Here is a 21,240-nt window from a genome sequence, read left to right on the forward strand (position 1 = left end):
CATCACCGCCAACTATATCTATATTTTTGTTATATACAATGGATATGGGTATGGAGAGATGAGTTAAGTCTCATCACCACCGCTCTCCATACCCGCCGCATCCCGCCCTACGAGGCTTTCTGCGAGATGTATGGTAAATCCTCAGCTCACCTAAATATTTCGACTTCGGCGCTTCTCTCCTTTTTGGCATCGGACTTAAAATGATGATACGAACTAGGAGGGATGGAAGTCGTCAGGCTTGTAGAGGTGACGAAGGTTTACGAGTTGCCAAGAGGGAGCGTGAAGGCGCTTGACGACGTGAGCATGAGCGTAGGAGCTGGCGATTTTGTTTCCATCATGGGTCCGTCGGGCTCTGGGAAGTCAACGCTCCTTAACATCATCGGCTGCTTGGACACGCCGACGAGCGGCGAGGTTTTTATCGGCGGTGCGAGAGTAAGCGGGTTGAGCGACGATGAGCTGACGAGGCTTCGCCTCGAACGCATGGGCTTTGTGTTCCAGCACTTCAACCTTATACCTACGCTCACCGCGCTGGAGAACGTAGAGTTCCCAATGCTCCTGCGAGGTATGCGGGAGCGAGAAGCGAAAGAGCGAGGCAAACAGCTACTACGAGCGGTCGGGTTGGACGAGGGGCTCGGCGAGCACAAGCCGTCGGAGCTCAGCGGCGGCGAGCAACAGCGAGTTGCGATTGCGAGGGCGCTCGCAAACGACCCCGATATCATACTCGCGGACGAGCCCACCGGCAACCTCGACTCTAAAACCAGTAAGAGCATCATGGAACTCCTGAAGATGCTGAACGAGCGTGGAAGGACGATAATCGTGGTGACGCACGACCCGTTAGTCGCAAGCTACACCGCAAGAACGCTTAAGCTCGTGGACGGGCGTCTTGTTGGATAGTATGTCAATATTTTTTGAGTTTGCGAGGCGGAATCTCGGAAGGCACAAGTTCAGGTCGGTGCTGGCAGTCGTCGGTATCGTGATTGGCGTGCTCGCACTTACGGCGCTCGGCATACTCGGCAACAGCATTCGCCTCTCGGTGACTGAGCAATTATACCTCGTCGGGAACGAGCTCGTCGTCTTCCCGCACGGCGAGCCTCTGATTTCCGAAAAGAACTTCAAAACCTTAGAGCGTGTGGCAGATGCCATCCCTGTGAACTCACAGGCGGATAGGGCGGTCTTGGGCAGCGAGACTGGAGCGGTCATGATTTATGGGATGCGTGCCACGGACCTCCCGAAGCTCTTGGATATTGCGGACGGGCAATTTTTCAAGCATGGTTCGTTGAACTGCGTGGTTGGGGCTTCGCTCGCTGCCGAATACGATTTGAGGGTGGGCGAGCGCATCATAATACGGGAGCAAAAGCCGAGAATCGTTGGCATCTTGAAAGAGAGAGGCATCGGCTTCGACATAAATCCAGACAATGCCATTATCATCTCGGAGAAGCTTTTTTCGACGTTGTATGAGCCGGAGGGTTATGATTTTGTTATAGTGCGGGTTGAGGACATTGATAAGGTGGAGGCAGTGAAAGAGGAAATAGAAAATAGGCTGAACAAAAAGGAGGAAGTGGTGTCGGTAATGGAGATGAAAATGATTGTAGAGAGCTTGAAAGAGTTTTTTAGAATGGTATCCGTCTTTTTACTCGGGATTGGCTCGATTTCGCTTGCCGTTGCAGGCGTCAGCATTCTGAACGTGATGATGATGTCCACTGTGGAGCGGACAAAGGAAATAGGCGTGATGCGGGCAATTGGCACGTCGAGGCGTGGTATCCTCCTCATGTTTCTCTACGAGTCGCTTATTCTCGGGGCGGTCGGTGGCGTTTTAGGCGCAATGCTCGGCTTCGGCGTCGGCTACCTCATCGACGTCTGGATTCTGGGGAAGGCATCTTATCTCTTTACGCCGTCAAGCGTCGCATACGTATTCGTGGGCATCGCCTTCGGCGTCGGGACGAGCGTGTTCAGCGGACTCTACCCCGCTTGGCGGGCTTCAAGATTGAAACCCATAGAGGCGTTACGGTTTGAATAATAACGGCTATGCAGGAGTGGGCGTCCGCAATCTCATCACTGCAGCTCGCAAGGCGGGGCTGAATTCAACTTTCAGCTACAAGCTTTTAATGAACTACGGCAAACATAGAAGCGTGGTGGAGACGTATAAGGTAGCTAAGGATGTGTATTTGATAGATGTGGAGATGTGGACACGGCGATACGGCTCGGTATATGTTGTAGAGGGGGAGGCGGTCACCTTAGTTGAGAGCGGCTTGTCCACTTCTGCGGGCAAGATTCTCGAGGGGCTCGCCCAGCTTGGCTTCCACAGAGACGACGTGCGCCACATAGTCGTGAGCCACGTGCACCTCGACCATGCGGGAGGTGCGGGCGTTTTAGCTAAGGAGCTTCCGAATGCGAAGGTTGTTGTGCATAAAGTCGGCGCCCCGCATTTGATAGACCCTTCGAGGTTGCTAAGGAGCGCCTCGAAGGCTTTAGGGCAGATGCGGGACGCATACGGACTGGAGAAAGTCGTCCCAGTCGCCGCGGAAAGGGTAGTGCCCGTGGATGATGGGGACGTGATAGACGTCGGCTCTCATCGCCTGAAGGTCATATACGCGCCGGGTCATGCATCGCACCACATCTGCCTGTATGATGAAAAGAGCAACGGGATATTCACGGGCGATGCCGTTGGGGTGTATTATCCTGATGCGGGAATTTTAAAGCCGACGACGCCCCCGCCGGAGTTCGACATGGACGTTGCGATAGAGTCCATCGGACGGTTGAGGGAATTAAAGGCGAGTGCTTTGTTTTTCTCCCATTTCGGCATGACGAGGGATGTGGAAAGGATGCTGGACATGGGAATAGAGGAAATAAGAAGGTGGGGGGCGTTGATACAAGAGGCGCTCTCCGCAGGCGAGAACATCAAACGCATCGCCGCACGATTGGTGGATGAGTTTAAAGAGGATTTGCCCTTCGCACCCGAGTGGCTGAGCGAGCAACTCGCTCCTGTCATGGTCGCTGGCTACGTTCAATACTTCGAGCGGAAAGGCATGCTTGAGCGTTAATCTGCTCAATTGGCATAATGCTCAGGCGCCTTCCTCAGCACACTGCTAATGCGGTAGCGTCGTCAGGCGGCGGGCGTTGCGACGATGTATGTGCTTCGTGCCTCCACGATTCTCACGGGCAGCCTCGTGCCAAGCGGCAATCGCTCCTTCAAAACGACGGTGCGGTAGGCGGCGTCCCTCGCAATTACTCCGCCCTTCACCCCCTCCTCAGTTACCAGAACCTCCTTAACGGCACCTACAAGCCACTGATTCTTCTCCAGAGCTATTCTGTGGTAAGTTTCGGCGAATATTCTCGAGCGCTGCTTTTTTTCTCTCTCAAGTAAATCTTTAAGCTTCGCCGCCTCCGTGCCGGGGCGTGGCGAGAACCTCGTGATGTTCACCTTCTCAGGCTTCAACTCCCTAAGAAGCTCTAAGGAGAGTTGGAAGTCCGCATCGGTTTCCGTCGGGAATCCTATGATGAAGTCGGTGCAGAGCACGCAGTCCTTGAACTTCCGGCGGATGCTTCTTGCTATTTCTTTGAAGTCTTCAACGGAGTAAGGGCGACGCATGTCCTTCAGCACGGTGTCGGAGCCCGATTGCACGGGCACGTGGAAAAATTTGAACATTTTCTCATGCTCGAAAGCGTTAAGCGTCTCATCAAGAATGTCGAGCAGCGTGAATGGATTCATCATGCCAACTCGTATCTTGAAGTCGCCAGCTACCGCCGCAACCTCTGAAAGCAGCGACGGTAGCCCTCTCCCGCCGTCGTTATAACTACCACCGCAGCCGCCACGAGCGTTAAAATCGAGCCCGTAGGCGCTGCAATCCTGAGCGGTGAGCCTGATTTCCTTTGCGCCACGCTGCACTAAGTTCTCAACCGCTCGTAGAATTTCATGCGGCACGTAGCTTCTTAGCTTACCGCGGGCACGCTTCACGATGCAGTAGGCGCAGTCGCCAACGCAGCCGTTAGCGATGTTCACGATACCAATGACGCCGTCAAGCTCGAAGTTAAGAGGTAGGCGCTGAACGTCGGCGGGCGTGATGAACCTCACGTCGCCGAAGAGCGTTTTTAAAAGCTCAGGCTGCGCCGCCGCCATACACCCCGCCACGATTACTTCCTTGCCACGCTCTTGTAGCTCTTTAATTCTGCGGAGGACGGTGAGTTCGGTTCGCCGCACGACGGTGCAGGTGTTCACGATGACGATGTCCGCCTGTGTCTCGTCGTTCACAAGCTTGTAGCCGCTGCGGCGCAGCATCGCCCGTAGCCTCCGCTCATCGCCGAGATTCGCCGTGCAGCCGAACGTTTCTACGTATATCCTGCTGCCCTTGTTGATGCTACCGAACGACATCCCTCTTCTTTACTTAATGTTGAGGAACAATTCAAGTTTGGTGGTGAGGGATGAACAGAGTGCGCAAGCAGGTGTTGATGTCGTTGTCATCCGGGGCAAAATCTTTCTGGGAGCTGATAAACGGGGTGGATACGAGCATTTTCGAGCTGGTGAAGTGCTTAGATGCCTTGATTTCGGCAGGCGTTGTGAGGTTGCGAGGGGGGATATTTGAGTTAGCCCGCCCTGAGGAGCGGATGTTTTCGGCGGAGACGCGCTGCGAATGCTGTAAAGGCACCGGCACCTCGATAAAAAGCTTTGAAAGCGTTTACAAGAAATATTGCGAGCTTGTCAAGGGCAGACCGTTGCCCGTGGTCGGTAGCGGCTACAAATACGAATACGACCAAGGCATAATCTTCGAGGATGACGTGATAAGGCGGGTGGCATTCATGCACGCCCGTGGCGACTTGAACGACTCGGAGATAATAGTCGTTGGTGATGATGACCTGATGAGCGTGGCGATTGCCGCTACGGGTCTCGCAAAGCGGATTTTGGTTCTTGAAATTGATGAGAGGCTTGTTAATTTTATAAACAAGGTCGCCACCGCCGAGAACTTTCCGTTAGAGGCGGAGGAATACGACGTCAGGGAGAGGCTCCCCACAGGCATGCGGGGAGGTTTTGACGTTTTCGTGACGGACCCGCTTGAGACCGTAGTGGGCTTCGAGCTTTTCCTCTCACGGTGCGCCGAGGCGCTGAAGCCTTACGGCGCCGGCTTCTTCGGCTTGACGAGGGTCGAGCTTCCGCTGGCGAGGTGGCAGCTCTTCGAAAAATTCTTGCTCGACATGAATTTCGTAATTACAGATATCCTGAAAGACTTCAGCAGCTATGCTCACGGGATCGAAAACCCGCTGGAAGGCATTAAAGACATATTGAGCACCTACGACAAAAAACACCTCGAATTCTTTGAGAAAATGAAATTAGAGCCGGAAATAATGAGGGTAAAACCTAAGGAACCGTGGTATAAGTCAAGCTTTTTCAGGGTCGAGCTTGTAGGCGAAGTAAGACCTAAGCATATAGGGCGAATCTCTGGGGACGTATACACAGAGGCTTAATTTCAGCGCATTAAAAGATTTACAACAGCGCATTAAGAAGATTCGCAACTAAATCTTACGATGGCAAAAGCTTTAAGTCTTGTGATGTTTTTTATGCGTTGGGGGAGGGAGAGAGAGGATGATAAAGGAGGAGGAGCTATCCAGTGAGATAAAGGGGCTATGTGCGAGCAGGGACGTAGAGTGCTGCGTTATAGAAGTAGTTCCAGTGGACAGAGGCAATTGCATCGTGGAGGTTTGGGTGGAGGGTTTCGGCACAGCCATCCTCGAGGGCAATAGGTCCCACATACTGGAGGTCGTTACTGAGATATTGAACGAAATAGACAAGGACGTGGTCGTTTGCCCGATCTGCGGGCATGAGGTTGAGCGGCGGAGGCTTTTGAGGTTTTGCGTCTGCGGTGCGGAGGTCGTGACTGAGGATTCAAGAGTTGCAGGGAGCTTCTTCTCACCAGCACTCGACGAGCTCTGGGGCGAGGCGGCTTTAGCGCTGGGTCTGCGGGATTTCCGCTATCTGAAGCTGGCGCTGCATGTGGATAAGGCGTTTGAGAATGTATTTTACGTAGGAAGAGGCATTACGAGCTGGCGGACGTGGTTCCTGAAAAGACCGTGGCGGCTCAGCAGCCTCGCAAACCTCATCAAGGAGCTGCACGAAAACGTCGATAGGGTCTCCATGCCATTCCTTGAGGAATATGTCAAAGATGTCTATGGCATGTGCCGAGAGCACGTGCAAGTGAAGCCACCGGGCGAGTGCATCGGCAAGTTCTGCCCGTTCTTTGTGGAGTGCGTGCAGCTTGAGCTTGAATGCTTAAAAGAGGTTATCGAGGATGAAAAGGATGAGGACGTGAAATGGCAGCTGGAAGCTACACTCCGGGAGGCAAAGGAATTTTTAGAGCGTTATGCGGCGCTCTACGAGCGTGCTTACAAGCTTGCGTCTGCGCTGGAGGCGTAGCGAAAGCCTGAAGTGTAGTCACGACGGATAGGCAAGCATGAGGTTCTCCACGAAAGCGATTCATGTAGGCGAGGAACAAAGAGACGATTTGGCGGCGCCGCTGCACCAGAGCACGACTTTTGTGTTCGAGCGTCTGACGGATTTAGAGCTCGTAGCTCGTGGCGAGAAATTCGCTTACACGAGGGTTGGCAACCCCACGCAAAGCCTCTTGGAAAAGAAAGTTGCGGCTTTGGAAGGGGGGAAAGCGAGCGTCGTTTTCGCTTCTGGGATGGCAGCGATTTCTGCGTTGGTGCTTTCGGCAGCAAAAGGCGGCGACCACATAATTTCGACAGACATAATCTACGAGAGCACGCACGAGCTTTTTGAGTTCCTGCGGGAGTTAGGGGTGAAGGTTTCCTTCGTGGATACCTCCAACGCTGAGAACGTGGAGGCGGCGCTCCGTGAGAGCACGAAGCTCGTGTTCTTGGAGACACCGACAAACCCGACGATGAAGCTTTCTGACATCAAGGCGGTGGCAGAAGTCGTAAAGGACAAGAACGAAAACATGCTGGTGGCAGTAGACAACACGTTCATGACGCCGTATTTCCAGCGACCTCTGGAGCTCGGAGCAGATGTCGTCGTGCATAGCGCCACGAAATACCTCTGCGGGCACGGCGACGCCCTCGGTGGCGTAGTCGTCGGCGACTCCGAGCTCGTGTCGAAAATGCGAAGGGGTGTGCTTAAAGACTTCGGCGGCGCAATAAGCCCATTCAATGCTTGGTTAATCATTAGAGGCTTGAAAACCTTGGCAATAAGGATGGAGAGGCACGAGAAGAACGCGATGGTCGTCGCGAAGTTCCTTGAGGAACACCCAAAGGTCAAAAGGGTCTTTTATCCGGGCTTGGAGAGCTTCCCGCAGTTTGAACTTGCTAAGCGCCAGATGAGCGGTTTTGGCGGCATGCTCTCGTTCGAGCTTGCCGACGAGAGCCGAGCGCAAAGAGTGCTTGAGAGTGTGAGGATTTGCAAGCTGGCGGTGAGCCTTGGAACTGTGGAAACGCTGATCGAGCATCCGTATTCGATGACGCACCGCAGATTCCCAAATAAGGAAGCTTTCGGCATCACTAAAGGCTTGATACGGCTCTCTATAGGGCTTGAGAACGCTGAAGACATTACTGAGGACTTAGAGCAGGCGCTGGAGCGGGCGTAGCTGTGGCGGCATGTAGATGCCGCGTCGACTGCGCCTTGCAAGGGCTATGACTTTTTGACGGCATCAGCACCAAACTCTTCTTCTCTTTCAAAAGCAAAGTTAGCTCGGCGAAGTCAACGCAGAGCACGTGTCTTAGGGTTTTTAATATTTTCAAGAGAAGTCGTTAGTAAAGGTGAGAGGGTTGAAGGAGGAGCGTTGGGGGGAAATAGGCTCGAAGTTTGCGCACCTGACGAGCGTGCACCCGTGCTACAGCGAGCGAGCGCATTTCAAGTTTGCCCGTGTGCACTTGCCGGTGGCGCCGAAGTGCAACATCCAGTGCCGCTTCTGCACACGCTCGCTGAACAAGTGCGAATACCGACCGGGCGTTGCAGGCCGCATTGATACGCCCGAACAAGCGTTAAAACGTGTTGAAGACGCCGCTAAAAAATTTGGCGACGGTCTTAGGGTCGTCGGCATCGCCGGACCAGGAGAGCCGCTGTTTAACGAGGCGACTTTCGAGGCGTTCCGCTTGGTGAGAGAACGTTTCCCAGACCTGATTCTCTGCGTGGCGAGCAATGGGCTTTTACTGCCAGATAAGGTGGGAGCGCTTTCCGAGTTGAGGGTGCGGACGGTAACCGTTACGATTAATGCCGTGAGCCCCGAGACAGCTGCGAAAATTTACTCCTGGGTTCGTTATGGAGGGGAGACGTTGAGAGGCGTAGAGGGCGTCCGTCTCCTGCTCAAGAAGCAGTATGAGGGCGTGAGGCTCGCTACTGAAAATGGCATGCTCGTGAAAATCAATACTGTGCTCATCCCCGAAATTAACGACAAAGAGGTAGAAGAAATTGCGAAAAGAGTGAAAGAGGCTGGAGCAATTCTTATGAACGTGATTCCGTTGATACCGTTGCACGAGTTCAAGGACAGGCGTCCGCCGACATGCGAGGAGCTTAGAGAGGTAAGGCAGAAAGCCTCGAAATACCTGCCGCAGTTCAGGCTCTGCCGCCAGTGCCGTGCGGACGCCGTCGGCATTCCGGGCGTTGAAGTCCACGAGTGGGAGCGTTGCGGCTCGCCTGCCGTCGCCTCCGAATACTTCCACGGCTGATTGCTCAGCTCAACGCCGCCGGCGGCGGTCTTCGAAGTTTTTTGTCGAGGATGTAATGGATAATGGTGATGCACTGCGACGTTAGATACGAAATATTTCCGAGTGAGAGTTTCTCGTGCGGGAATCTCTCTACGAAGCTCTCCTCCTTCTTAGGGAGCCCGATGTGGTCGCCGAGGATGAAGACGGGATTTTCGTGGATTTCCACGTCATCTATGCTCCTGCCGCGCTCGTGCATCACGTAAAAGAACTTGCCCTCCGCCTCCAGCTCTTTTACAAGTTCTTGGAAACCCCGCTTCTGCACAGTGATTCCGGGGTTTGCTTTCCTGCCGCTCTCAGCCTTTAATGCCTTCCGTATCCAAGAAGCGATGTTCCTCTCGTCGGGCGATACTCTTCTGAGCGTGCTGCCGTCAAAGGTTATGCAGAGCGGAGGGTTCGGGCGCCCGTAAGCGATGATGTGTATTCTCGTGTCCCGTCGAAGGTCATGACTAATCCAAAGGGCGTTACAGATGCATCTCGCCACGAGGTCCATCCTTCCGCCTTTACCCGGCAAGTCGTTCAGTGGGAAGTCCGGCGCAGTCGTCGCTTTCCTCGCAAAAACCACGAATTCCCTTTTCACGCTCATACAACTGGTGCAGAAGCACTCCTCACCCCCTGAAGGTGTGAAGTTCAGCCAGACTTTTTAATTAAGTTTTTAAACTTTCGTTAATTTGCTTTACCATGTTGCATACAAATCTTTCGGCGAGCGATATTGCCAAGTCGGGCGGAAGACCAACAGGAGACAAAGAATGAGAATAGGCTTCTTCGTCTGGGAATATCCGCCGCGGATAGTAGGCGGTTTAGGGACGTATGCGGAAAACGTCTGCCCGAGGTTTGTGGAACGAGGGCATGACGTCTCTCTGTTTACAATGAACGACGGGAGTCTCAAAACACGAGAGATCATGAGAGGTGTGGAGGTCCACAGACCGTTGATTGTGGATGCTTCTGACATCTTGCCGCTCTTCGTCACAGAGGACTTACGAAAATGGGGCGGGCAGATAAAATTTTTCAATGACGTCCTCATTTACAACTTTCTGAGCGCTACGAAATTCGTGAACGACCTCATAAGGAAAGAAAGCTACAGGTTTGACATAATAAGCGCGCACGATTGGCTAAGTGCAATTGCGGGTATCGCCTCGAAGAACGCCACGGGCTTGCCCTTTGTTTTCCACGTGCACTCCACAGAGTGGGGAAGGGCGCTCGACGAGGGCTCGAAGTTTGTGACGCATTTGGAGGAGACCGCCGCAAGAGCCGCTGATAAAGTGATAACGGTGAGCTACCCGATGCGGGAAGACCTCGTGCGACACGGCTGGGACTCGGAGAAGATAAGCGTGTGCTGGAACGGCGTTGACATCGAGAAATATGCTCCTGCGAGGTTCTCTAAGGAAGACGGGCTGCGGCTACGTGAGCGTTACGGGATTTCGCCCGACGACAAAATGCTTCTTTTCGTGGGGCGGCTGACGGCAGTGAAAGGCGTCATAAACCTGATACAAGCAATGCCACACGTCCTGAAGGAGCATCCTGATGCAAAGCTCGTGATTCTCGGCACCGGCGAGCTTATGAACGCCGTTATCGATTTTGTCAAAAGCTTGGGCGTGGAGCATGCCGTGCGGACGTGTTTCGAATTCGTGCCTGAAGAGGAGAGACTCTTGCATTATGCGGCATGCGACGTTGCCATTTTCCCCTCGGTTTATGAGCCGTTCGGCATAGTCTGCACCGAGGCGATGGCCATGGCTAAGCCCGTGGTCGTCGGCGCCAGTGGCGTCAACGGCTTCAGAGACCAAGTCGTTCCGAGCGGCAAAGAGCAGACCGGGATACATGTGGACGGCAGAGACCCTTCCGACATCGCGTGGGGCATAAACGTCGTGCTCTCAGACCCTGAAAGGGCAAGGAGGATGGGTAAAAACGGAAGAGAGCGTGTCGAAAAATATTTCACCTGGGATAGAGTCGTGGAGCGCACTCTGGAAATTTATGAAGGAGTCATAAAGGGATAACAACGCACAAGTATTTTTGCAAAGCGGATTGATGTAAAACTGATGTTTGGAGAGGGGGGAAAGGAGAACGTAAAATACGTATGTCTTGCGTTTGAGGTACACCAGCCATACAGACTGAGGAGCGACTTCTTTTGGAAAAAGAGGATGTTTTCAGGCGATACGAATCTTTTTGAAAAGTATTTCTTCTGCGAGAAGGACCGAGAGATTTTTGAGAAGGTTGCGAGAAAGTGTTATTATCCGACGAACAACATAATTTTGGAGCTTCTTGACGATTTTGATTTCGAGGTGGCATACAGCATTTCTGGCATTTTCGTGGAGCAGTGCTTACAGTTCGACGAGGGAGTCCTCGACTCTTTTAAGGAGCTTGCAAGGCGTGACGACGTCGAAATTCTCGAACAGACGTATTTCCACTCGCTGGTGAGCCTCTACGAAGACCCTGCTGAGTTTAAGGAGCAAGTGCGCATGCATAAAGAACTGATGCGAGAGGTTTTCGGGCGTGAGCCTAAGTTTTTCGAGAATACCGAGTTTTTATACAACAACAGGATTGCGAGGCTCGTCGAGACGCTGGGCTATGACGGAATATTCACGGAGGGCGCCTTTAAAATCCTGCAAGGACGTTCTCCGAATTATATTTACAAGCCTGTGAACTGCAAGAATCTTAAAGTTCTGCTGCGAAATTACCAGCTGACGGACGATATTGGCTTCCGTTTTTCGCTGAAGAGTTGGAGCGAGTATCCGCTGACCGCTGAAAAATACGCGGTGTGGCTGGATGCGACCCCGGGGCAATGTGTGAACATCTTTATGGATTACGAGACTTTCGGAGAGCACCACTGGGAAGACACCGGCATTTTCGAGTTTCTAAGAGAGCTGCCGGAGGAGGTTTTGAAACGTGAAAGCATGGCGTTTGCGACGCCCTCGGAAGTAATAAAGGAGTGCGAGGCAATAGGCTATGTGGACGTGCGGGACTTGGAGACGATTTCATGGGCGGACGTGGAGAAGGATACGAGCTGCTTCATAGGGAACACCATGCAGTGGGCGTGCTACGAATACGTGAAGTGGCTTGAGCCGCTCGTGAAGGAGGCTGACGATGAGGAGCTTTTGAGAATTTGGAGGTATTTTGGGATAAGCGATCACCTCTATTACATGTTCACCGCCGGCGGCTCTTCTGGTGAAGTTCACAGCTACTTTTCGCATTTCGACAACCCTTACGACGCATTCGTGGCGTTTTTTTCCATACTGCACGATTTCGATGCATGTTTGCGGAGGAAAATACGAACGGCAGACCGCCCTTTCATCTTCCCAGGAGGGGAAAAAGTTTGGAGCTTGAAAGGCTTGTATAAGGTTTTGAAGGGGAACAGGATTCCAGAAAAGTTCATAAGGGAGCATTTCGAAAGAGGTGACTTTGAGAGGTGGGCAAAGGACTGCATCCACGACGACGAGCTTGCGGCGAGGCTTGCAAAGCTGCGGGCGGCAGCCCAAGATGAAGAACTATTGGAGAGGCTTTATGAGATTTTAAGTAAGGCTGCGCACGCAAACGACTAAGTTATATTTACACGTCTCTAATCTTAGAGGATGGGCGAAGAGAAGGTTTCTGTGGAGTTGGATTTGGTGGAGACGAAGTTTATTCTCACTCAGAAATACGGGGAGGAGGCACGAAGGAAGTTAATTTATGACTACAAGAAGTGCGTCGGCTGCGGTCTTTGCGTTGAGCTTTGTCCCGCAAACGCTTTAGAGCTGGGACCGGTGCCGGAAATCGTGGCGGGCTTCGATGCGCCGCCCGTGATGATAGAGCACGATAAATGCGTGTTTTGCGGTGCGTGTGCGGCGTTTTGCATCTTTAGAGCTTTTGAGATGTTTATTTTGGTCTCAGAGGACGGTGAAATTAAAGAAAAGAACATACGCTCGCTGAACGAGTTTCCGAGCGTGAGCGTGAAGCCTGAGGTCAACGAGCGGTGCGTGCCGTGCGCGCTCTGCAAGAACGTGTGTCCGAGGGAGGCTATAAAGCTAAAAATAGTCAGAAGGAGTGACATTTTGCCGTTTTGGCTGGAGCGGGGGCTTGTTTTAGAGGCGGCAGGGACTTGGGAGAAAAACAAACTGAGGATAGATAAGGAGCGATGCAACCTTTGCGGCGTGTGTGCGGAGTTTTGTGACGCCTTCTTGATGTTCAAGAGGGAAGTAACCGCAGAGGAGCCTATGCCCTTCGACGACGTGTTTTTCGATGAAGAAGCGTGCGACTTTTGCGGTCTCTGCGAGTATATATGTCCCGAGGGGGCAATCTCGGTTAAGTCGCCGCTTAGGGTGCCTGGAGAGAGGTTAAAGGAATTAATGGAAGTTTTTGGTGGCGGCATCGAGATTGACGAGGAGCTGTGCATCGGCTGCGGCTGGTGCGCCTTCATCTGCCCTTACGACGCTATTTCGGTGTGGAAGCCATTTTTCGGCAAGGTATGGATTGTGGAGGAGAAATACGGGGAATGCGACCCGCAGGGTTGCCGAGCGTGCGTGAACGTGTGCCCGGCGAGGGCGTGGTTCGTGCCGAAGGACCCGAACAAGGGAAAAATAGCGGTGGCTGAGGAGTTCTGCATGTATTGCGGCGCCTGCGAGCACGCGTGCCGCGTCGGCGTGATTAAGGTCGAAAAATCCATACCGAAAGTGGAAAGCTGGCTCGAAAGCGTAGCTGCGAGGAAGCGAACAGGCTTCCTGCACGAGTTCCTCTCTGGGCTGAGGGAAGAATACGTGTGAGAGTTGCGGCGTCAGCAGCGAGAGCGGTTGAGGGGCGCAGATGAAAGCGGTGAAGCAGGAAATACTGAGGAAGTTAGGAATAGATGCGGCTGCTGAGGAGAGCTTTCAGATTCTCGTAGCAGGCTTAAAGACTATATTGGAGTGCAGCGGCGAGCAGTTGGAGGCGTTAGCGGCGTGGGACGCGCCGGTGCTGCCGGCGCTGAGCAGGTTGAGTTCTGACGAGCTTGAATTCCTCGAAGCGGAGCTGCAAAAGGCGAGCGCTCCCATCGAAGAGTGTCAAGTCAGGGTGCAGAAGTTGATCCCACAGGCGGAGAGAAAGAGGTTTGCAGCTTATTATACTGCACGGCAGGGCGTCCGCTTCATGGCGTCGGTCGCCCAAGAGTATTTAGAGCGCTCTGAGAGGCGGGGCGCCGTCCTTGCAGACCCTTTTCTCGGTTCCGGGCGCACTTTAACGGCTGCGGTCGAAAATATAGGAGCTGAGAGGGTGTTAAGGGTTTGGGGGGTTGAGCCGCTGCCGCTGCCGGCGTTGGTCGCGTATGCCTCGCTGTTGAAAGCGGCTGGCGGGAGGCGGAGCGTCGTCACCGTGCTGGTTGGGGATGCGTTCGAGGAGGTGCCGTTTGCCGGGCTGCCTAAAGCAGACGTCATACTCACGAACCCGCCGTTCACCAGATGGAAATATTTGGAAAAAAGCTACCGTAATTATTTGCTCAAGGTCGTAAGCGGGCTGGGATATGGGAAATATATAACTAGGAAGGAGAGCAGCCTCCAGACCCTTTCCATGTTTCTTTCCGACTACGTTTTGAAAGAAGGGGGCTTAGTTGCATCCGTCCTCCCAGCCTCCACGTTTTACACGATATACGGCGAGGGGTACAAGTCTCTCCTGAGGAAGAAGCACAGGCTGCTTGCGGTCGTGGGAAGCACGGCAAGACCGTCGTTTTCAGAGGACAGCGGGTTTAAAGAAATCATCACAGTGGCTATCAAGGACGGGAATGAGGGCGAGCTGACGGCTTTCATCGAGCTGGATGCGGAGGACGACGTCGAGCGGGCTGCCGAAATTGCGATGCGGACCACTGGGGTCGCAGCGGGTGTAAAAGGCGGAGCACGCCTCAAAACGAACTTTTTCGACGTTCGAAGCCTGCCTCGATTTCTTGACATCAATTGGCTGGCGCTCTTTGGGGAGGACGAGTTGAGACACATCGTAACCAGTGTATTCAAGCAGGGACTGAAGAGGGGCACGTTGGGCTATTGGAGCGACGTGCTGGGGAGGAGCAGCATCGTCAGAGGGGTGGAAATGTATGGACCCGAGTTCTTCTTCATTCCGAATAAGTACTGGAGTGTCGTCGAAGAGGAAAACGGATTTGTGGTAATACGAGGCGGGGACGGGGGCGGGGAGGAATTGAGCATAGGGAAGGAGTTTTTGGTGCGGACGCTCCGCAAGCCGAGCCTTTACGGTCGCAGGATCGGAGCGGCTGTCGATAGCTACATGCTTTCGGTGCCCCCGGTCGGGCTTGACGAGCTGCCGGGCGACCTGCGGGAGTATATCAAGTGGGGGGTCGGCTCCGGCACGGCAAAGCCTGCGGTGAACGCATACGGTGAATACTGGTATAGTCACGTGCGCAGGCAGATGACGACGAAAAAGCCGTTCGGACAGGTTTTTATGCCGGACAAGGTGGACTTGCTGTTCAGGAACAGGGGCGTGTTTGCGAATTACGCAGAGAGGGAAGTAGCAGCCTCCAAGAACTTTTATATGGTCAGAGGGGTGAGCGGAAGGATTGCCAAGTTCCTCGTCGCCTGGTTCAACAGCACTATCTTCATTTCGGTATTGGCGCTACTAGGCAGAAGGATCTCGGAGACGTGGACTAGGTTCTTAGAAAATGACTATCTTGAGCTGCCGGCAGTCGACGTGCGTGCGATGAGCGACGAGGATTTGCTGGAGGTCGTTAAAAAGGTTGATCAAATATTGTATAGAGACTTGCCGCCACTTTGGGGGCAATTGGGTAAGGAATACAGACGTGAACTTGACGTGTCCATAGCCGAAGCCATAGGGGTCGAAGAGGCTGAACACATGGTGAGTGAGTTACACGAAATACTTAGTAATTGTTTTACAAAACTCCAGCGTGCGGACTTAAACTGCAGCTGATTGCCGGGGCGTCTCCGATCAGTCTTTGGTAACGTTATGTGTCTCCCGTTGCCTCCTTTCCTCATAGTCTTTCATTTGCTAGTGAAGTTTATATCAGCATCCCTAACCAAGAAGTCGATGGCATCATCCATGAACACATGCAATCCCCTCCCTATCATGTCATTCACTAAAAATGCCGAAACAGACAATGAGAGCAATTACCGAGCATTATCGGAGCATAATGGCGTTGCCCGTGAAGACACCGCAGAGGCGTTGGGGGGTGTGGGCGGTTGAGTGATGGGGCTTATAGAATAGAATATCGCAAGCATGGTGGTATTTAGCTCACTGAGCGGGTGCTGAATCGGAGAAGTCGTTGCGGGGCGTCACGAGGCAATCCACAAATTCCTTGAAATCCTGCGAGTTCTTTCCGGCGAGTGGGGACGCTTGCGTGATGGGGTATGAATTGCATCCGAAGACGATGAGCAAATAAAGAATCTTGTGGATTTCGCTCGTGCCGTGTCCCGCCATTGCCACTCAAACATTTTGAGATGCTCTGTGAAGAGGGCTTGCGAGTATGATACTTCTAGTTAACGCTTATGCACAAAGTTTGCTCAGACCTCTTTCCAAGTGTTTTGTGCAGTTCGCCTTTGAGACCCGCATGCATTCTCATAACACGAGGATCATGCATCGATCTCATGCCACACGCAGCTCGTTTCCCGTCTGTATCCCACAAAGGATGCTCTGCGATGCGGAGAGAGGGTGTAGTTTTTGATTTTACCGCATTAGCCTACATTTTTTAGGGAAAATTATTTGCACGTCTAATGAGGAATGCCAGAGATGCGAGGAGCATGCGGAGCAGGTGCGATGAATAAAAGGGGGAGGAGAAAAGGAGGTGGAGTGAAGGTGAGAGCAGAGGAGATGAGCAGGGTTTTGAGGGATTTAGCCAAGCTTTTGAGGAAGTTATCTGCGGAAGAATGGTATATGATGACAATAGGGGGTGTAGAGAGGCATTTTGAGGAAATAAAGCGTGAATTGGGGCAGTGGTTCTGCGAGGATGCGGAGATTTTCGCCGCCTCTTGATGTTTCATGTCGTCGGTGTAGATAACCGCAAGCATTTGCGGTGCGACGGGGCGAGTAGGGGGCGAATGCAGTGCCTGCAAGATAAAGTGTGTCGTGGCGTTGTCGGCGCAAGAAGGCGTGGAGGAGCAGGGAAACTTATTTCGAGCAAATAATTAGGACAGATTTTTGAAATCTAAGAATTTTAGGGCAAAATTTTTGAATTCCTAACTCTAGCAACCTTGTAATTGGGAGGTGATGCGGGAGATGATGCGAAAGGTCAAGATGTTGATTGTTACTGCCGTTCTAATATCGGCAGTTTCTTCAGTGCTGTTTTCGCTCTCGGTTGCGTTGCACGCACCGCATCAATGCATGTATGAGGAATTGCAAGGAGCGGCAGCAGAAGCGCAAGCAGAAGCGGCGCAAAGCGGCGAAAGCATGGGAACAGCGGGGAAAGGTGAAGGAAATGAGAGCGTTGGCATACTTGTAATTGCACACGGCAGTCCCAGAGGGACATGGTGCGAGCCTGTTCGTGAGGTTGTTCGCAGCGTTGCTTCAGAGCTTCCATATCCTGTTGAGCTTGGATTTTTAGAGTTTGTGCCGAATGAAACGATAAACATTGTAGTTGACAGGTTGAACGAGCATAATGTCACGAAAATTGTTGCAGTTCCTTTGTTCATCTCGTCACACAGCGGTCATATAGAGGAGATAAAGTATGTTCTACGCCTCCGAGAAACGCCTCCAGAGGAGGAGCTGATTCCAGTGAACACGACTGCGGAAATCGTTCTCACGGATGCGTTGGACAACAGCTCATTGCTCGCACAGACGCTTGCGGAGAACGCAGCAGAGCTCATTTCTGAGGCGGAGAACGAGACAGTTGTCTTCGCATCTCACGGCTGCTCCAACGCCACTTACTTTGAAAAATGGATTGAGAGCCACGAGTCGCTTGCGGAGCAGATAAAACTCATTTTGAGGCATCGGAAGGGCATTTCAATCGAAGATGTGCGCTTCGGTTTCATTCATTTGCCTGTTGAGGACAACGAAACTATACATCCAGAGCTTGGACTGCGAGCAGTTGTTGAGAATGTGAGCGTGAACTCAACGCCTGTCGTCGTTGCGAACATGGTGAGCGTGGGATTCTTCACGAAAACTTACATTCCGATGCTTCTTGAAAACTTAACATACAAATACAACGGTAGCAAAGCGCTCTGCCCTCACGAAAACATGGTGAAATGGGTGGAGATTTCAGCGAGCAAGGAGATTTCAACATTTGTTCTGCAGATTTACGACTACGATGGCGAAACGCTTTTGAACATCACAATTGAGGAGGTCGGCGAGTATCATGGCGAAATTTGTCCTTGCGTTGCGGCGGCGTTCAGGGCTACGCAGCTCGCACTCTCAAAATTTGAGAAGCCGGTGAGAGGCGACATTGAAGTCATCTGCGCTCATCCATCAAAGGGGCACAGACAAACATTTGAATACATTTTTGGCAGCGAGAATTTGAGAATTGAGCCTCCTGCGGGAACGGACACAGTGAATTTGAGCGTTGAGAACTACGCTTACACATTCATTCAGAAGTCAAGCGAGTATGAAGTTCATGTTGAGGCGAGAGAAGACATATTCCCAGAGCGATTCTTTGATTTGCGAAAGAAATGCAAGACCGGGACGGCGACACCAGAAGAGAAGAAAGCGTTTAAATATGCGAAAGAGGATTTGAAATCGGCGTTCCTTTACCTTCCTGAGGCTCGTGCGTTTGTGTATAACGTGACCATTGCGCCTCCGGCGCCGCCAAGCGTGGAGATATGGACGGACAAGCAGACGTACTACGTGTTTGACGCAATGAACGTAGGGCTCAGAGTTACGAATCCGGACGCCAAGCCTTTCAACTGCCGGTTTGCAATCTGGCTCGAAATGCAGCCGTACGGCATGAGCTTCCCAATCGTCTATAGGCACGTGACGCTGCCCGCAAACCTCGATTACAGTAATCCGGCGTTCCTGAGCTTCAGGCTGCCGTACATACTCCCCGGCACGTACGTGTGGCACGCCGCCATCTTCGACCCGACGACCGGCGAACTCGTGTCGCACGACGCCGCAGAGTGGCAGTTCGGCTGGTAGAAACGTCCGGTTTGAGGCGTGGTCGTCAAAGTCAAAGCACGTAGTCTATTTTCCACTCCTTGGGACTTCTGTATGAGAATGCGCACCTGAAGCCGACATCGCGCATGATGAAGTGTGGCGGGTCCGCTCGATGTGGACGCAGGTCGTGTGCTCCTTCGGTCGGTTGGTTATACGAGCCGCCTCTGTTTATCCTCTCCGAATAGGGCAGAGGCGAGAAGCGGGGGTGCGTCGCCCAATCGTCAACCCACTCAAAGACGTTCCCGACCATGTCGTAGCAGCCGTAAGGGCTGACGCCGCCGTGGTACTTGTGGACGGGCGTCGTGTCGCCGATTCCGAATTCGAGGCTGTTGCACTTCTTCTCCGAAAACTCGTTGCCCCAGGGGTAGAGTCTGCCGTCGGTGCCGCGGGCGGCTTTCTCCCACTCCCTGCTCGTCGGCAGTCTCTTGCCTGCCCACGACGCGTAAGCGTGGGCTTCGTACCAGCTCACGCCCGCCACGGGGTGGTCGGGCTTGGTGGCTGCCGCCTCTCTGAAGTAAAGGTAGCGGGGGCTCTCCTTCGGGATGAAGGCGGTCTTCTCCACGAAACGCCAGAAGTCCTCGTTCGTCACCGGGTACTTGTCGATGTAAAAATTGTAGTCGATGATCTCAATGCGACGCTCGACGCCGAAGAGGAACGGACCGGCGGGACCAGCACCATGACACGCCCGACCCTGTCGGTTAGCTCCTTCTTCATCAACTTTACAACGGCTTTGTTGGGATGTAAGGGTTGCAGGTGAAGCGTAAGGAGCTGGGCTGATGTTGTTCTGAGCAGGCTAACTAAGAGGAGCTCGGCGAAAAATTTATATGCTATGATGCCCTTAAAAGCTCTGGAAGCCCGCCAGATGTGAGGGCGGGTCTGCGCAATGCTACTGAGAGGACATGAGGTCCTCAAGATGCGTGGTAAGGGTTGAAAGGGGCAACAATGACATTGTAGTAAAATTTCCTTACAATCCAGATTACATTGCGAAAATTAAGAGTGTTAAAGGGTATAAGTGGCACCACGATGAAAAATACTGGAGCATTCCTTATTCTGAACTTGAAAGCCTTCTGTCAGCATTTGATGGCAGTAGAATTGAAGTTGATCCTTCTGTCTGGCTTTATGATCTGAGAAAAGAGCTGATGGTAAGAAAGTACAGCAGGAGAACTATAAAGCTTTATCTGCATTACAATGAAGAATTTCTGAAATTCAGCAATAAAACACCGCATCAGGTATCAAATGAAGATATTAGGGATTATCTGTATTATCTGGCAGAAAAGAAGAATGCTTCAGCATCAACTTTAAACATAGCAATAAATGCGCTGAAGTTTTACTATGACGAAGTGCTAAAGCGAAGATTTGCTTATATGATAAGGAGACCAAAGAAAGACAAAAAGCTGCCTGTTGTTTTGAGTCAGGAGGAAGTTTCAAGAATTTTATCTTCCGTTACAAATCCCAAGCACAGGCTGATCCTGATGCTCATGTATTCTACCGGTTTGAGAGTTGGAGAAGTTGTAAAGCTTAAAATCGAAGACATCGATGCGAAGAGAAAATTGATCAGAATAAGGGGTGGAAAGGGCAGGAAGGATCGCTATACAATCCTTTCTGAGATTGTGTTAAAAACCTTCAAAGAATACGTTGGAAAGTACAGGCCAGAAAAGTGGCTGTTTCCGGGACAGAGAAAAGACAGGCACATTTCAACGAGGACTGTTCAGGCAATCTTTGAGAGAGCAAGAAATAAAGCTGGCATTAAAAAGGATGCTACAGTTCATTCCTTGAGGCATTCATTCGCAACCCATTTACTCGAAAGTGGAGTTGATCTGAGATACATTCAGGAGTTGCTTGGTCACAAAAGTTCAAAAACGACAGAGATTTATACTCACGTGAGCACTAAAAATCTGAGTAAGATTAAGAGTCCGCTGGATATGCTGGGAGGTGAGGAGCATCCAGAATGAGTATATACGCAATGCAGATATAATTCCAAAGTGGCATGATATACGCAATGCGTATATGAACGAGTTATACGCCATCTGCCTAAAGGTAGGTCATAGGAGGTAATTATAAATGGGTGAAATACAATTCTTAAAGTTTGTGGATTGGCAAAAAGAACTCTCAAGAAATCGGCTAACAGACCCGTGGATAACGGTGTTTGATCTCCATAAAGAAAAAAAAGGAGATTACAGCACATTTTGCGGTCTTGTTCCCAATAAAAAAGATTTTATACAAAAAGTCCTCGGACATTCTGATTGGGATATAGAAATTGGATATGGACATCCGGGTTTTTGGCAGGAAGGACTTGATGGTGCTATTCATTATGAGCGATTTGGAGGTATTCGTAGAGAAATACCATTTGAACCACTTGTAATATACAGATCATTTCATGGACGGTGGAAAGAGGATGTGGAAATAAGTGAGGAATTTAGACTATATCATAACTTATACTACGATAGTCGCAAAAACGAATTCATTTTTCTTTCCGAATCTGGAGAAGAAGAT

At 51.8% G+C, this 21,240-nt stretch carries 18 protein-coding genes and 1 pseudogene; 15 read left to right on the forward strand and 4 right to left on the reverse strand.

Annotation, left to right across the window (positions count from 1 at the left end):
* Positions 1–222: 222 nt before the first annotated feature.
* From ACXJJA_RS00545 to ACXJJA_RS00555, 3 genes are read left to right on the forward strand one after another with little or no spacing between them, the layout of a single operon-like run.
* The gene (locus tag ACXJJA_RS00545) at positions 223–894 is read left to right on the forward strand and encodes an ABC transporter ATP-binding protein (protein ID WP_456486273.1); all 672 of its coding nucleotides are present in this window, start codon (positions 223–225) and stop codon (positions 892–894) included.
* Position 895: 1 nt separating this feature from the next.
* The gene (locus tag ACXJJA_RS00550) at positions 896–2,017 is read left to right on the forward strand and encodes an ABC transporter permease (protein WP_456486274.1); all 1,122 of its coding nucleotides are present in this window, start codon (positions 896–898) and stop codon (positions 2,015–2,017) included.
* A complete protein-coding gene (locus ACXJJA_RS00555) occupies positions 2,010–3,041 on the forward strand; it encodes an MBL fold metallo-hydrolase (RefSeq protein WP_456486275.1) in 1,032 nt (343 codons plus the stop codon). Before ACXJJA_RS00550 ends, ACXJJA_RS00555 begins: the two co-directional genes overlap by 8 nt.
* Before the next feature lie 62 nt (positions 3,042–3,103).
* Here the strand turns inward: ACXJJA_RS00555 and ACXJJA_RS00560 are convergent, their stop codons facing one another.
* The gene (locus ACXJJA_RS00560) at positions 3,104–4,369 is read right to left on the reverse strand and encodes a tRNA (N(6)-L-threonylcarbamoyladenosine(37)-C(2))-methylthiotransferase (RefSeq protein ID WP_456486276.1); all 1,266 of its coding nucleotides are present in this window, start codon (positions 4,367–4,369) and stop codon (positions 3,104–3,106) included.
* A gap of 50 nt (positions 4,370–4,419) precedes the next feature.
* On the opposite strand from ACXJJA_RS00560, the gene ACXJJA_RS00565 reads away from it, so the two are divergent.
* The 4 genes from ACXJJA_RS00565 (at position 4,420) to ACXJJA_RS00580 (ending at position 8,670) form a co-directional block, all read left to right on the forward strand.
* Positions 4,420–5,457, forward strand: coding sequence for a bis-aminopropyl spermidine synthase family protein (locus ACXJJA_RS00565; protein ID WP_456486277.1), 1,038 nt, complete (start codon positions 4,420–4,422; stop codon positions 5,455–5,457).
* Between the two features lie 118 nt (positions 5,458–5,575).
* On the forward strand, positions 5,576–6,403 hold the full coding sequence (locus ACXJJA_RS00570) for a hypothetical protein (protein ID WP_456486278.1): 828 nt from the start codon (positions 5,576–5,578) through the stop codon (positions 6,401–6,403).
* A 37-nt stretch (positions 6,404–6,440) separates the two neighbouring features.
* Entirely contained in the window at positions 6,441–7,589 is a 1,149-nt protein-coding gene (locus ACXJJA_RS00575; protein ID WP_456486279.1) for a trans-sulfuration enzyme family protein, read from the forward strand.
* Between the two features lie 172 nt (positions 7,590–7,761).
* Positions 7,762–8,670 carry a radical SAM protein gene (locus ACXJJA_RS00580; RefSeq protein WP_456486280.1) on the forward strand — a complete coding sequence of 303 codons (909 nt, stop codon included), beginning with the start codon at positions 7,762–7,764 and terminating at the stop codon, positions 8,668–8,670.
* Between the two features lie 4 nt (positions 8,671–8,674).
* On the opposite strand, the gene trmY is transcribed toward ACXJJA_RS00580, so the two are convergent.
* Positions 8,675–9,292, reverse strand: a complete 618-nt coding sequence (trmY, locus tag ACXJJA_RS00585) for a tRNA (pseudouridine(54)-N(1))-methyltransferase TrmY (RefSeq protein ID WP_456486281.1) — start codon at positions 9,290–9,292, stop codon at positions 8,675–8,677.
* A gap of 85 nt (positions 9,293–9,377) precedes the next feature.
* Between trmY and ACXJJA_RS00590 the strand changes: the two genes are divergently transcribed.
* The 4 genes from ACXJJA_RS00590 to ACXJJA_RS00605 are packed head-to-tail and all read left to right on the forward strand — an operon-like array spanning position 9,378 to position 15,579.
* On the forward strand, positions 9,378–10,700 hold the full coding sequence (locus tag ACXJJA_RS00590; protein WP_456486282.1) for a glycosyltransferase family 4 protein: 1,323 nt from the start codon (positions 9,378–9,380) through the stop codon (positions 10,698–10,700).
* 42 nt (positions 10,701–10,742) lie between these two features.
* A complete protein-coding gene (locus ACXJJA_RS00595) occupies positions 10,743–12,242 on the forward strand; it encodes a glycoside hydrolase family 57 protein (protein WP_456486283.1) in 1,500 nt (499 codons plus the stop codon).
* Positions 12,243–12,272: 30 nt separating this feature from the next.
* Positions 12,273–13,439 (forward strand): 4Fe-4S binding protein, encoded by a 1,167-nt coding sequence (locus tag ACXJJA_RS00600; RefSeq protein WP_456486284.1) that lies wholly within the window; start codon positions 12,273–12,275, stop codon positions 13,437–13,439.
* Positions 13,440–13,479: 40 nt separating this feature from the next.
* Entirely contained in the window at positions 13,480–15,579 is a 2,100-nt protein-coding gene (locus ACXJJA_RS00605) for an N-6 DNA methylase (RefSeq protein ID WP_456486285.1), read from the forward strand.
* Positions 15,580–15,900: 321 nt separating this feature from the next.
* On the opposite strand, the gene ACXJJA_RS00610 is transcribed toward ACXJJA_RS00605, so the two are convergent.
* Positions 15,901–16,092, reverse strand: coding sequence for a hypothetical protein (locus ACXJJA_RS00610; RefSeq protein ID WP_456486286.1), 192 nt, complete (start codon positions 16,090–16,092; stop codon positions 15,901–15,903).
* A 363-nt stretch (positions 16,093–16,455) separates the two neighbouring features.
* On the opposite strand from ACXJJA_RS00610, the gene ACXJJA_RS00615 reads away from it, so the two are divergent.
* Both ACXJJA_RS00615 and ACXJJA_RS00620 read left to right on the forward strand, forming a co-directional pair.
* A complete protein-coding gene (locus ACXJJA_RS00615; RefSeq protein ID WP_456486287.1) occupies positions 16,456–16,638 on the forward strand; it encodes a hypothetical protein in 183 nt (60 codons plus the stop codon).
* A gap of 234 nt (positions 16,639–16,872) precedes the next feature.
* Positions 16,873–18,729, forward strand: a complete 1,857-nt coding sequence (locus ACXJJA_RS00620; protein ID WP_456486288.1) for a sirohydrochlorin chelatase — start codon at positions 16,873–16,875, stop codon at positions 18,727–18,729.
* Positions 18,730–18,760: 31 nt separating this feature from the next.
* On the opposite strand, the gene ACXJJA_RS00625 is transcribed toward ACXJJA_RS00620, so the two are convergent.
* The gene (locus tag ACXJJA_RS00625; RefSeq protein WP_456486290.1) at positions 18,761–19,525 is read right to left on the reverse strand and encodes a formylglycine-generating enzyme family protein; all 765 of its coding nucleotides are present in this window, start codon (positions 19,523–19,525) and stop codon (positions 18,761–18,763) included.
* Positions 19,526–19,664: 139 nt separating this feature from the next.
* On the opposite strand from ACXJJA_RS00625, the gene xerA reads away from it, so the two are divergent.
* Together xerA and ACXJJA_RS00635 are read left to right on the forward strand one after the other, a co-directional pair.
* Positions 19,665–20,699, forward strand: a complete 1,035-nt coding sequence (xerA, locus tag ACXJJA_RS00630) for a site-specific tyrosine recombinase/integron integrase (protein WP_456486289.1) — start codon at positions 19,665–19,667, stop codon at positions 20,697–20,699.
* A gap of 109 nt (positions 20,700–20,808) precedes the next feature.
* Positions 20,809–21,240 (forward strand): annotated as a pseudogene (locus ACXJJA_RS00635) (hypothetical protein); the annotation flags it as partial.

This window comes from Candidatus Alkanophaga liquidiphilum (assembly GCF_053996935.1).

Bases quoted from the DNA above. Each gene is read 5' to 3' on its own strand.
- ACXJJA_RS00545 (WP_456486273.1), top strand. From the start codon at position 223: ATGGAAGTCGTCAGGCTTGTAGAGGTGACGAAGGTTTACGAGTTGCCA.
- ACXJJA_RS00550 (WP_456486274.1), top strand. From the start codon at position 896: ATGTCAATATTTTTTGAGTTTGCGAGGCGGAATCTCGGAAGGCACAAG.
- ACXJJA_RS00560 (WP_456486276.1), bottom strand. From the start codon at position 4,369: ATGTCGTTCGGTAGCATCAACAAGGGCAGCAGGATATACGTAGAAACG.
- ACXJJA_RS00565 (WP_456486277.1), top strand. From the start codon at position 4,420: ATGAACAGAGTGCGCAAGCAGGTGTTGATGTCGTTGTCATCCGGGGCA.
- ACXJJA_RS00570 (WP_456486278.1), top strand. From the start codon at position 5,576: ATGATAAAGGAGGAGGAGCTATCCAGTGAGATAAAGGGGCTATGTGCG.
- ACXJJA_RS00575 (WP_456486279.1), top strand. From the start codon at position 6,441: ATGAGGTTCTCCACGAAAGCGATTCATGTAGGCGAGGAACAAAGAGAC.
- trmY (WP_456486281.1), bottom strand. From the start codon at position 9,292: ATGAGCGTGAAAAGGGAATTCGTGGTTTTTGCGAGGAAAGCGACGACT.
- ACXJJA_RS00595 (WP_456486283.1), top strand. From the start codon at position 10,743: ATGTTTGGAGAGGGGGGAAAGGAGAACGTAAAATACGTATGTCTTGCG.
- ACXJJA_RS00600 (WP_456486284.1), top strand. From the start codon at position 12,273: ATGGGCGAAGAGAAGGTTTCTGTGGAGTTGGATTTGGTGGAGACGAAG.
- ACXJJA_RS00605 (WP_456486285.1), top strand. From the start codon at position 13,480: ATGAAAGCGGTGAAGCAGGAAATACTGAGGAAGTTAGGAATAGATGCG.
- ACXJJA_RS00620 (WP_456486288.1), top strand. From the start codon at position 16,873: ATGCGGGAGATGATGCGAAAGGTCAAGATGTTGATTGTTACTGCCGTT.